Raw genomic sequence first — 12,561 nt, 5'->3', positions numbered from 1 at the left:
TGCTGTTCCTCCTCGAGAGTCCAATCAGAAAACATCTTGTTCTCTCAAATATGGAGCAGCATCGATCATTTTGCAAGCGCATCTGTTGTTACAAGCCCTCTCTATTTTGGACCAAACTTAGGCGTTGGCGCCTGCCAGCAAGTGAGCAGTAAGATCTCGATGGGAGTGGGAATCAAACACTTTGTTAGCTCATCCATTTGTTTGCTGATGAGAACAGATGTGGGATAAGTAGATGTTTGTTGAGGCTTATCATTTTTCGGATGTCTTTAAGCATATGAGCAAAAGGTGATGAGGTATACTAAAGGACGGAGTACTTGTAGCACAGGTATATGTATGACTATTTGTTTTACCAGAGCCAAACATACAGCAATGGTTACAATGAAAGGCCGTATGAATTATGGAGAATCCATCTGGCAATGAACAGCCTCTCTGGTTGCCGCCCGTCGAGGAGCGGAAAAATGCAAATATCACCCATTATATGCAATGGCTGGCGACTGAGCAGGGACAGACGTTTCAGGATCGAGAAGAGCTCTGGCAATGGTCGGTTGAGCATCTTGAAGATTTCTGGGCCTCACTCTGGCACTATTTTCGCATCCAGTCCTCGCGGCCTTATAGCATCGTCTTGACTCAGCATACGATGCCAGGTGCCAGATGGTTCACTGATGCGCGTCTCAATTATGCTGCTCACGTTTTTCGGAATGCGAACAGCCAGCGACCAGCACTTCTGTTTCGTTCTGAGCAACAGAGTCTCGGAGAGCTTACTGAGATCTCCTGGGCTGAATTACAGGATACGGTTGGTGCATTGGCTCATGCTTTACAGCAGATGGGTGTACAGCCCGGTGATCGCGTCGTGGCTTATGTGCCAAATATTCCACAGACGGTGATGGCTTTTCTGGCCTGTGCCAGCCTTGGCGCTATCTGGTCCAGTTGCTCACCGGATTTTGGTACTAGTAGCGTTGTGGATCGCTTTCAGCAGATTGAGCCTACTGTCCTCATTGCCGTTGATGGTTATCAGTATGGTGGTAAAGCGTTCGAGCGTCTTACCACTGTCAAAGAAATCCAGCAGGCTTTGCCTACTCTACGCCATACCATCCTCATCCCCTATCTCCATGCAGAGGCTTCGCCTGAAGATCTCAACAACGCGCTGCTCTGGCAGGAGGTGATCAGCGAGCCAGCTGAAATTATTTATGAGCAGGTGCCCTTTGATCATCCACTCTGGATTCTCTACTCATCGGGCACAACTGGACTGCCGAAAGCAATTGTACAAGGGCATGGTGGTATCCTGTTGGAACACCTCAAGGCGCTGGCGCTGGAGTTTGATGTCAAGCCGGGTGAACGCCTCTTCTGGTTTACCACTACTGGCTGGATGATGTGGAACCTGCTGATTAGTGGCTTGCTCGTGGAAGCGACCGTCCTTCTCTATGATGGCAGTCCGGCTTATCCAGATATGCATACACTCTGGCATTTCGCTGAAGAGTCCCATATGACCTTTTTTGGCACCAGCGCTGGCTATATCACCTCCTGTATGAAGGCTGGTATCGAGCCAGGCCAGACCTGGAATCTTAATGCCTTACGTGCTATTGGTTCTACCGGATCGCCATTGCCGCCAGAAGGTTTTTACTGGCTCTACGAGCATGTGAAGCGCGATATCTGGATCACCTCAGTCAGCGGTGGCACCGATGTCTGTTCTGCTTTTGTCTCCGGCTCGATCCTCTTGCCTGTATATGCTGGCGAACTGCAATGTCGTTCCCTGGGGGCAATGGTTCAAGCCTTCGATGAGCAAGGACAATCTCTGATCGATGCGGTAGGAGAACTTGTCATCACCGAACCCATGCCATCCATGCCCCTCTTCTTCTGGAATGATCCCGACTATCGACGCTATCAAGAAAGCTACTTTGTACAGTATCCCGGTGTCTGGCGGCATGGGGATTGGATACGCATCACAACGCGTGGTAGCGCCGTAATCTATGGACGTTCTGACTCAACCATCAACCGGATGGGTATCCGCATGGGAAGTAGTGAAATCTATCGTGTGGTTGAAAGCCTGCCCGAAGTAATGGATAGCCTGATTGTAGGTATTGAGCTCCCGCATGGGAACTATTATCTGCCCCTGTTTCTCGTTCTCCGTCCGGGTTGTCAGTTAGACGATGCGCTCCAGACCACGATTAAACGCGAACTACGTACCCGTGTTTCGCCACATCATGTCCCCGATGACATTCTTGTCATTGCGGAAGTGCCACGTACCCTCAGTGGTAAAAAGCTCGAAGTACCCATCAAAAAAATCCTCATGGGGATAGCGCTTGAAAAAGCCGTCAGCCAGGATGCCCTCAGTAATCCACAGGCACTCAACTACTTCCTGGAGGTAGCGCAACGCGTCGCTCTCCTTAAAGTTAAAGCTAGCAGTGTTTAAGCACTGAAGCGAAATGACCAGGCCCACGAGGAAGAAGAGTAGAGTGAGGGATCTATTGAGTGTGTTGCCATTGATCAATGGCGACGCACTCAATAGACGCTATAGATAGATAGGTAGATAGAAATGATTAATTAGGCTGAGATGGGTGTGCTCAGGAGTTTGCGGCGATAACGATGCTGGTGCCAGACCCAGAAGGCGATGAGAACAAGTGGAGAGGCTCCAATTGTCCACGCGACCCAGGGGGGCATCGCACCAGGAGCGCCGACTACGACGGGAATGCTGGCCTGGCCTGTTCCTTGAGGTCCGGCAAGTTGGATCGCAATATTCCAGGCCCCCCGTACGGGAATGTGTACCGTTGCCTGCAAGGTGCCATCTCCCGCCGCCGTAAGATCTGTTGGAAGGTTGGTACCGTCCGTGCCTGATCCTGGCTCCATGATGATTTTTCCACTCAGCTGGATTGTCTTGTTCTGAGGCATAATCGAGACTGTAAACGGTTGATCAGTATAAGGTGGATCCTGTGAGAGATTGACGGTAATAATATATGAGCCAGCCGAGATGGTCGTGCTGCTCGCTGGTTTGGTTGCTGCTCTGGCGTTACTCGGTGTCAGGATAAGAATGAGCAGGCAGAGCAGGCCCAGGCTTGCGAAGGTGCGCAAGACGACTTTCATATAGTTTCCTCATTGTCTAATGTTTGTTCTAATGTTTGCTCCACCGCCAGATGTCCCCAAAATCTTCTCCCAGCCATGCTCCCAGTGCTCCCATTGCCAGTGCAACGATGACCGTTCCTATAATAGCAATGCCCATTTGTGACGCAACGATTGGTATGCCTGCTTCTGGTAGGATAACTGGCGCATACACTGTATATGAGAACAGGATGAATGGCGTAATAATGAGAATAGGAATACTGATAATAACACCCAGTATGACATTTTGGCGTGTTGAGATGTTTAGATTTCCTGTCGTGCGTTTATACCTATATGCGAGAACATCGATCATGAGGGCCGATAGCAGAAACGCGACAGGTAAGAATGCATATGCTAAACTAAATTGTGGAACATAGCTGGCTGTACGATAGGGAATGCCCTGCTGAGCCACTGAGACGCGAATAGCCCAGGGTACAAAGAGCTCTACCACAATTGTGTGTAGCGTTAATAGCAGGGTCAATAGCGTGGCTGTGCCAGGCTTCTGAGTGGTACGGAGTACGGCAACCATAAAGGTGATACAACCAGTAATCAGTGGTAAGGGATAGGTTGAGATATGAATTGTGCCAATGCTCACCATAGGAAATTGTAGAAAGCCAGTAAGGACGTAATTAAGGATGCTTGCCATCGCCATGATAATGCCGATTTCCAGCGCGGTCAGGCCGAGCCAACGCCGCGGCGTTTCTTTACTCTGACGCTGGATCGAAGCTTCGGAGGCAAAGACATAGACCATACCCAGCATACCGATAAAGCCGCCGGTAACGCCCATCATATGAAAGGGGGCCCAGAGCGCGATATCAATGCCATACAGTTCATGCCAATAATTATCCAATGGTGCGGAAATCAGGGCTAACAATGCGCCAAAGCCCAACACTGTAAAGCCCAGAGGTGCATGGAAGAAGCGAAAAATAGCTACCGTCGATTGTGCATCTACTCCTGGTGTCTGTTTGCGATAGCGATATGTTTCCCAGAGTACCATCACGAGCGCCAGAATACCAGCTCCAGAGACGCAGGTATAGATTAAGGTATGTGGTGGGGTCCAGAACTGGTCGCGTCCAACAAAGGCGTGCCATTCTCGATCCCAGACTGCACCTAATTCACCAAGTAAGAGAAAAAATAATAGCAGCCAGGCACTTGTGCGCCGTAAGGTTCGTTCCCCAACTTTACTGATCGTTGGTGCCTGCGATGAGATTGTAGCAGCTTTCGTTGAATGGGCTTCTGATTGAGCCATACAGCGATCTCCTGTCTTTTTTTAATCAAAACCAACAGTGAATAGACTGTGTTGGTCAAAAAGCTTTTTTATGAGGATGATTTTTATGCGTGGCTGATTTGTTTTTCCCCTTTCTTTATAGTACGCACTTTTTCTTATGACCATCCGTATTTCATAGTAACATATGATTTTTTAATCTGCTATAGTTCTACCTCTGCTTCCTTTCATGTTGAAAATACGGTTGAGTTTGGGTATGGGTTGCGCTGAGAAAAAGGAGAAAACGTTCTTTTTATAGAAGAGGTTTATTTCCTTCTGCTCTAAAAAAATATACGGTTCTACTGGTAGAACAATCAGACGCAAAAAGTACCTTTTGGTCAAAAAGAACTACATATTTGCCTAAATGTTCCCTTAGATGATACTATGGAGCTTGCCTATCTTGTATAGCAATTCAGCGCTTTTGCGAATTGATATGTGTAGAGTATTCATGACTGAGCCCACTCGATCAGGAAGCAAAGACATATCTTTCTCTAAAATACTTCATTTTCGATACGATTATATTTGTCGGAATTATCATTTTTTACATGCAACATGCAACATGCAGCGGTTATATTCAATCACAATTCCAGAATATGGCCAGCGCGCGAAAATGGGGGGTGTGCACATGGTAACTACGCCCAAAGTGCTTATTATTGATGATAGTACAACACAGTGTTTGTATATGCGACAAGCTCTACAGGGCGCTGGCTATCAGGTGCTAGTTGCCAATGACGGGCAGGAGGGCTTGCGCCTGATGAAACAAGAAACTCCTCTCTGTCTGGTATTAGATGTAGTTCTACCGGGGATGAATGGCTTTGAAGTGTGTCGTCATATTCGTTCACAGGAAGCCTGGCGTACCGTCCCAATTGTGATGGTTAGCACAAAAAACTCTTCCTCTGATCGTTTCTGGGCAATGCGTCAAGGGGCAAATTTTTATTTACCCAAGCCGTTCAAAGGAGATGAACTGATACATGCGGTGCAGGAAGTGTTGCAAGAACGGACACGACCTCCGTTGAATTCCTTGCGGCCTTCTCCCGGTGGGCGTGTCAATAGTGAAGGTGCTGGAAGAGGAATGGGAAATCAGCAACCGCAACCGCAACCTCAACGCCATAGTGGTCCGGTTCAACCGCAACCTCAACGCCATAGTGGTCCGGTTCAACCGCAACCTCAACGCCATAGTGGTCCGGTTCAACCGCAACCTCAACGCCATAGTGGTCCGGTTCAACCGCAACCTCAACGCCATAGTGGTCCGGTTCAACCGCAACCCAAGCCAGCATCGTATGTGGGAGATCCTCCTTCTGGGAGTGGAATCACTGGTCCTCAGTATCCTGTTACGCCGATTCCCCCGATTATGACGCCGTCAAAAAGGCCCACCGCTGGCGGTATGCAGCAGCCTCCAGCACAGGCGAATCCTATTGGACCAGGGAATGGTTTGCCCTCGTTACCCTATTCAAATTCGAATAATTTGAATACTGGGCAGCGCCCGGCCAATGGAATGGGGTCATCCAGACCTTTAAGCTCATCGGGATCTATGCTGATTGTGCATAAACTTGTGCCGCGTCGTAGCGAGCACGCAGAAAAACTGCTCTGGGCGAGTAGCCCTGAGGTGCGTGCTATCGCAGATCCACAGGCCCGCAATCTCTATATGGCGATTGATGGACATTCAAATGTGGAGACGTTGTGTGCGGTAACCAGAATGAGTATTGATGAGACGATTGCGGCTATCCGTTTCCTGCTGAACGAAAAACGCATTCAGTTGTATGATACGAAAGGTCATGCTATCGATAATGCATTGGTGTAATTTAGCACAACAAGCAATGTAAAAGCGGAGCCGTCGTTGTCTGATCAGACAACGACGGCTCTCTGTTTGGACTTTAGCAGGTGGTTCTTCTTAAAAGATTGTGCCATAACTGCCTGTGGTTGTTACGATATCGCCACTGGCGATGACATCGTAATCAACCTGTGTCGTCAGATCGGTACCAAAATGTACATTTATAAACCATCCATGGGATGGGATAGCACTGACATGGTGGAGAATGGTAAGCGCATCGGCCGTTCCCGTTGCGTCAGCCACCAGCGGTGTGAGATCGTAGAGAACCGCGCCACTCAATGATTTTTCAGTACTGCCCGCATGGATATGGTTCATATGTACGGAACCGGGTACCAGACCGGTCAGGTGGACCTCCACTGTCAATGTCTTTTTGTGAAGAAAGAGTTCAGCTGTACCACTGACATTCTGGTTTGCATCCAGTGTATTGCCCAATGGGGCTATGTAGTTGAGCATGGTGCCCTGCTGGTTGGTCATACCGATGTTGCCACAGGTGACGGCAATGGTTGCTATGGGGCTGGGAAAGGTTGCATCGCTATAAACATTGACCGAATGTGTGTTGCCCCGTACATCCTCGATGCTACTCCCATAGATGACCGTTCTTGAGATGCCATGTCCTGCTTTATCTGCCACGATTGTACTTAAGCGTTGATAAATGGCCTGCGGGGTGTCGTTATTGCCAGTTTCACAACTGGCTCTTGCGATGCCTGCTGGATGGATAGTGTAGGGTTGCAAACCCTGCAAATTGATCAGTACGATGACACTATTGCTAATGAGGTCACGTGTGAATGTAACTGTACCATTGGGAGTATGCTGTAAGTTCACCAGTCCTTGCTGATCGTTTGCTGTATGCATGACCGCTAAACTCGGGGTGGTCCATACAGTCAGGGCTGTTGTGAAGAGCATGCCCATTAATGCTATCTTTTTAAGGAATTTGCGCAATTTTTCCTCCTGCAATACATGTATAGGAATAATAAGAGTATGGGTGTGCGTATCCCGCCAGTTTTTTGCTCGTTCGAGATAACTGTTGCAATGACAAGCGTTTTGATCTAGATATCCAGTTAGATACGCACACCTATGCTTTCCATACTATCTATCGGTAGTTTATGTCGTTTATTGAGTAAATATAGCGCCATTGATGATTTTGAATTTTTGTGACAGATAGAAATAAATTGACTTTTATACAGCATTTGATACAATGATGAGCACAGCTATGGGAAGCAAGGTGTTACCGCTTCGCGAACGTTACCAGAGTCAGGCGTGTTGTTCCCTTGACGGTCTCGCTAATTTTGATAGCATAGTGTTGTAGGGTTGTGGATCGGGATTGGTTGTTACTAGTAGTAAAGGGAGTACATCGATTTTGTTGCATGTTGATCAAGCGCTCAAGCAGTATTTTGGTTATGATTCTTTTCGCCCCGGTCAACAGGCTGTGGTTGATCAGGTATTGGCCCAGCGGGATTTATTGGTATTGATGCCGACTGGTGGAGGCAAATCCTTAACCTATCAGTTGCCGGCGTTGTTATTGCCTGGCCTGACGATCGTTGTTTCTCCTTTGATTGCTTTGATGCAAGATCAGGTGAGCCGTTTACAGGCCAATGGTATTGCTGCGACCTATGTGAATAGTTCCCTGCCCTATGCAGAGGCGGCGAGCCGTGAGCAGGCCGCCATGCGTGGTGAGATTAAGATATTGTATGTGGCTCCTGAACGGCTGGTGAAGCCGAGTTTTTTAACCTTTCTCGATTATGTCGCGCAACACTTCGGCATCTCCCTGTTGGCGGTAGACGAGGCGCACTGTGTCAGTGAATGGGGCCATGATTTTCGTCCCGAATATCGTCAGATCAACCTGTTTCGCAAGCGCTATCCAGATGTGCCCATCCTGGCGTTAACAGCGACTGCGACCGAACATGTGCGGCAAGATATCCTTAATCAGTTACAACTGCGCAATCCTATGGTCCACGTGGCTAGCTTCAATCGTCCCAATCTCTCCTATACCGTTCATAAAAAGGACAAGAATTCCTATGGAGAGGTGCTTAATTTCTTGCGTGAACGTCCCGGACAATCCATTATTATTTATTGTTTGAGCCGGTCGGGTGTGGAGAAGCTCAGCGCCGACCTGGCGACCGATGGCATCTCTAATTTGCCCTATCATGCTGGCTTATCTGGGGCTATGCGTACCGAGCATCAGGAGCGCTTTATTCGCGACGATGTGCCGGTTCTGGTGGCGACGGTCGCCTTTGGCATGGGTATTGCCAAGCCGGATGTGCGTGCTGTGATCCACTATGATCTGCCAAAAAATCTCGAAGGCTATTATCAGGAGTCTGGCCGTGCTGGACGTGATGGACAACCAGCCGATTGCCTGCTTTTCTTCAGCTATGGCGACCGTGGACGGATTGAATATATTATTGGTCAGAGCAATAATGAGCAGCAACAAATCATTGGGATGCGGCAGTTGCAGCATGTGATTGGATATGGTGAGAGTGATCAGTGCCGTCGTCGTATCCTGTTACGGTACTTTGGCGAAGAGATGGAAATGGAGCGCTGCGGCAACTGTGATAACTGTGTGCGACCGACCATCGAGACGGATCGTACACAGGAGGCTCGTAAATTCTTAACCACGGTACGCCAGACACGCCAACGTTTTGGTTTGCGCTACATCATCGACATCCTGCGTGGGGCGAATACACAAAAGATTCGTGACTATCGCCATGATCAATTATCCATGTATGGTACAGGCAAAGATCTCAGTGTTGACGCGTGGAATATGCTGGGGCACGCCTTGCTCCAGCAAGGTTATCTCCACGAGCACCGCGAAAGCTATGTGACCTATCGACTCACACCTCGCTCGATGGAAATCCTCACTGGAGCTACAAACTTTATGCTCAAAGAGGCTGTTAAACCTGAAAAAGCCAGCGCGCGCCAGCTCTCACCATCAGGTGCTCCTGATTTCAATGAGGTAGAATTGGTACTGCTCCAACGTCTGCGTACCTTGCGTAAAACGCTGGCAGATCAACGCGGTATCCCACCCTATGTCGTCTTTCCCGATCAGACCCTCTATGCAATGGTACAGCAACTTCCCTTAAGCCGAGAAGAGTTCCTGCGTATTCCAGGTGTTGGCGAGCAGAAGCTAGTCGCGTATTATGAGCCCTTTACCGCTGAGCTTCAGGGGCATGTTCAAATCTATCCACGGACAGCCCCGGTAGCGGCAGCAGCAAAGCCCGTTAAGAAAGGAACGGTAGCAACCGTAGCACGCCGTCAGGCAGTTGATCTGGCGCGGCGCGGTCTGACCGTTGATGAGATTGCCAGTGCCTGCACGCGTGCCCCCTCGACGATAGTTGAGTATCTCTGCGAAGCCATCGAAGAGGGTGAAGAGCTTGATCTCTCCTATATAGTCGTGCCCGGTCATTATGATGTAATTGCCGAAGCTTTTCGCCAGACTGGAGATCAGCGCCTGAAGCCCGTCAAAGAGCTTGTAGGAAATGACTACTCCTACGAAGAGATTCGTATTGTGCGTACGATGTTGCAGATATCCCTCGCGAGTGATCAATCCTAACCTCTTGGACCTCTTCAGGTCAGCATACAAGAAATAGATGCATGCTTGCGCAAAAAAGGATGACCCCTTTCTCTCTACAAGGGTCATCCTTTTCGTTAGATGGTCAGTAATGAGGACTGTTGAAATAACGTCAGGAGTTAATTTCCATAGGTAACAACCATGGGAGCTGGATTCAGTGCCAGTACTTCAGCGGGGGTCATGACGCCTGTTCTGGCTTCAATGTTATAAAAGAGTTTGAAACCGCCATAGCTGAAGTTATGATAACTTTGCATATCATCATGTACCCATTGACCGTACTGTTGGATTTTGTCACGATGGTCATTGGGATAACCTCCAACGCTATCCACATGGATTACTGTATCCACGCGCTGATCACTGATCAGGTTTCGCTTATCCGCGATCTCCGCCTGCCCGGCATCGAATGGTGTCCTTAATAAGTCACCACTGGGACGGTACTGGTGAATAATCAGGATTTTCCGGGGCACATGATAGGCCATAGGAATGGCTGCGACCGCTTTAATGATCGGATTTAAGTCCGAGGCTCGTACATTGCTGAGGTTGTAGCCAGGAATACCATCATGACGTGGGAACATCCATTCTGGATCGATTGCCATATGGACAAAGGAATATTTCTCTAAATACGGGAGGAAAAAATTCACCTCTGGCATGATTGGGGCCCAGCCAAAGTTGAGATCGAGAAAGAGCAGCAGGTTATTTTGTTGACAAAAGTCGATATACTGCTGAATCGTTGCTGGATCAAGGTGATGGCTGTAGGTGTTGTCAGGGCCGGGGAAGCCATCTGGAACGCTGGCGACCAGATCAATACCCAGTTGGACGGGATGTGCGGGATCGAGAGCCTGATAGGCCGCGCCTTGCGTTTTGAGATGGGCAAGCATGCCAGCATCTAATTGATAGGCTGGACCGGTTGCGGATGCCCCCGGTATCGCATAGAACGCGACAATACGATGGGTTGGTAAAACCGCATTCAGGTTGGGATTAAAGGCCGGTGTCGGCGTTGCCGTGGGTGTCGTTTTTTTTACAACTGTAACTGTAGTTATTGCTGGATGGCTTGCTGCAATATCAAGCGGTGATAGGTATCCAACTGATATAGCTGTTGCAACAATGAGAAGCAGAATGGACAGTGACAATAAAAATAATGCACTGATACGACTCCTACGTTGTAAGAATGCGTAGGGTCGTAGCTGCTTTTGTTCTATGTTGGATGGCAACGATGGCTCATTCATTGATTACATTCTCTCTTCTCGGGGACTTCTTATCTCTCTGCTGACCCAAATGATAAAAATAAAGCGAGCAAAAGGATCGAGAGAGTTTAAAAAAGAAATAGTAAATAAAGTTAAATAAGTCTATCAGAAAATATTTTAGAAATGCTAGTGGCGATACAATATCGTATCGCTAATTTCTTTATATTCTACAGTATATTCTAGATAATCGATGTGAAATGCTTCACAATTTTATCAGATTGTGCCTATCTTGTTCTTCTCAGGGGATGACAGAGGTACGGGGTGTAGGAGATATGGGGGATGGGAGGCAAGCATAGGTCTGCCTCCCATCTTCAAGTTGGATGGTTAATGCTTAGCGCACACCGAGAATGTGCTCGATAGCAAGTTGATCCAGTTTTTCGTACTGGTAGCCACGCTCACCCAAAGCTTTGGGATTGAAGTTGGCGGCTTTGAGTTTGTTGGCCAGATCTTTGCTATAGCCGTTATGAACTTCTTCGAGCCACGAGATGTGCTCAGAGTTGCCACCGTTGATGGTCGCAAGCAGTTCTTGTACAGCGGGATCGGAATCGAAGCGGCGGGCCTTGTCGCGCAGAATGTTGTAGGTGCGCATACAACCGGCGGCGAAATCCCAGACACCTTCTTCATCCTCTGTACGATAGGCATGGGCATCGAAGTGTTTGGGGCCATCATAACCAGCGTTTTCCAGCAGACGAACCAGGAAGAACATGCTCTTGATGCTCTCGCTACCAAAGCGCAGATCCTGGTCGAAGCGGGGACCCTTCTGATCATTCAGGTCAATATGGAACAGTTTACCTGCCTCGAGTGCCTGAGCAATGCCATGCACAAAGTTGAGGCCAGACATGTGCTCGTGGGCTACCTCTGGATTTAAACCGATCATATCAGGATGATCTAACGTATAGATGAAGGCGAGCATGTGGCCGATGGTAGGGAAATAAGTATCTGAACGTGGCTCATTGGGTTTGGGCTCTAAAGCCAGGCGCAGGTCATAACCATTGTCGATGACATATTCGCTCAGGAAGTTGATTGCATCCCGCATGCGTTTGACGGCATCGATGGGATTCTTGCTGGCTTCACTATCGACACCTTCGCGTCCACCCCAGAAGACATAGGTCTTGGCTCCAAGCTCGACGCCCAAATCGATGGCACGCATCGTTTTTTGCAGCGCAAAGGCTCGTACACTGGGATCAACAGCTGTGAAGGCGCCGTCTTTAAAGGCGGGATGATAGAAAAGATTCGTCGTTGCCGTAGGAACGACCATCTCGTAATCCTTCAAGGCTTGCTTGAAGTCGCGCAGGATACGATCTCGCTCGGTTGGGGTTGCATCGAACGGGATAAGATCGTTATCGTGGAAATTGACGCCCCAGGCACCCAGCTCTGAGAGTTTTTGTACGCTACGAACAGGGTCCAGCGGTGGACGTACAACATCGCCAAACGGATCACGGCCCTGGTTTGCAACGGTCCAGAGTCCAAATGTGAATTTATCCTCTTTTTTGGGGGTAAATTGATCGCTAGCTCTTTCCTTTGTCAACTGCGGTGGTAATGTCATTATAGCCTCCCTTTGTCT

The 12,561-nt window shown here is 48.7% G+C and carries 8 protein-coding genes; 3 read left to right on the top strand and 5 right to left on the bottom strand.

The annotated features are described in order from the left end of the window. Positions 1-397 precede the first annotated feature (397 nt). Entirely contained in the window at positions 398-2,410 is a 2,013-nt protein-coding gene (locus F1593_RS08835; protein ID WP_149401192.1) for an acetoacetate--CoA ligase, read from the top strand. Positions 2,411-2,541: 131 nt separating this feature from the next. On the opposite strand, the gene F1593_RS08830 is transcribed toward F1593_RS08835, so the two are convergent. Then, on the bottom strand, positions 2,542-3,078 hold the full coding sequence (locus tag F1593_RS08830; protein WP_149401191.1) for a hypothetical protein: 537 nt from the start codon (positions 3,076-3,078) through the stop codon (positions 2,542-2,544). Between the two features lie 28 nt (positions 3,079-3,106). Continuing rightward, complete coding sequence (locus tag F1593_RS08825) at positions 3,107-4,342, bottom strand: hypothetical protein (protein ID WP_149401190.1); 1,236 nt, start codon at positions 4,340-4,342, stop codon at positions 3,107-3,109. Between the two features lie 640 nt (positions 4,343-4,982). On the opposite strand from F1593_RS08825, the gene F1593_RS08820 reads away from it, so the two are divergent. Beyond that, positions 4,983-6,158: a response regulator gene (locus F1593_RS08820; protein WP_172631971.1), complete on the top strand. Its 1,176-nt coding sequence runs from the start codon at positions 4,983-4,985 to the stop codon at positions 6,156-6,158. Between the two features lie 90 nt (positions 6,159-6,248). Here the strand turns inward: F1593_RS08820 and F1593_RS08815 are convergent, their stop codons facing one another. After that, the gene (locus F1593_RS08815) at positions 6,249-7,127 is read right to left on the bottom strand and encodes a CHRD domain-containing protein (protein ID WP_149401188.1); all 879 of its coding nucleotides are present in this window, start codon (positions 7,125-7,127) and stop codon (positions 6,249-6,251) included. Between the two features lie 418 nt (positions 7,128-7,545). On the opposite strand from F1593_RS08815, the gene recQ reads away from it, so the two are divergent. Continuing rightward, the gene (gene recQ, locus F1593_RS08810) at positions 7,546-9,735 is read left to right on the top strand and encodes a DNA helicase RecQ (RefSeq protein ID WP_149401187.1); all 2,190 of its coding nucleotides are present in this window, start codon (positions 7,546-7,548) and stop codon (positions 9,733-9,735) included. Positions 9,736-9,872: 137 nt separating this feature from the next. Here the strand turns inward: recQ and F1593_RS08805 are convergent, their stop codons facing one another. Together F1593_RS08805 and xylA are read right to left on the bottom strand one after the other, a co-directional pair. Further along, the gene (locus F1593_RS08805; RefSeq protein WP_216368818.1) at positions 9,873-10,979 is read right to left on the bottom strand and encodes a hypothetical protein; all 1,107 of its coding nucleotides are present in this window, start codon (positions 10,977-10,979) and stop codon (positions 9,873-9,875) included. Positions 10,980-11,328: 349 nt separating this feature from the next. Beyond that, complete coding sequence (gene xylA, locus F1593_RS08800; RefSeq protein WP_149401186.1) at positions 11,329-12,543, bottom strand: xylose isomerase; 1,215 nt, start codon at positions 12,541-12,543, stop codon at positions 11,329-11,331. Positions 12,544-12,561 lie beyond the last annotated feature (18 nt).

This window comes from Dictyobacter arantiisoli (genome assembly GCF_008326305.1).
Classification (GTDB): Bacteria; Chloroflexota; Ktedonobacteria; order Ktedonobacterales; family Ktedonobacteraceae; genus Dictyobacter; species Dictyobacter arantiisoli.
The sequence above is the reverse complement of the archived record's forward strand: the minus strand, read 5'-3'. Positions and strand labels throughout refer to the sequence as shown.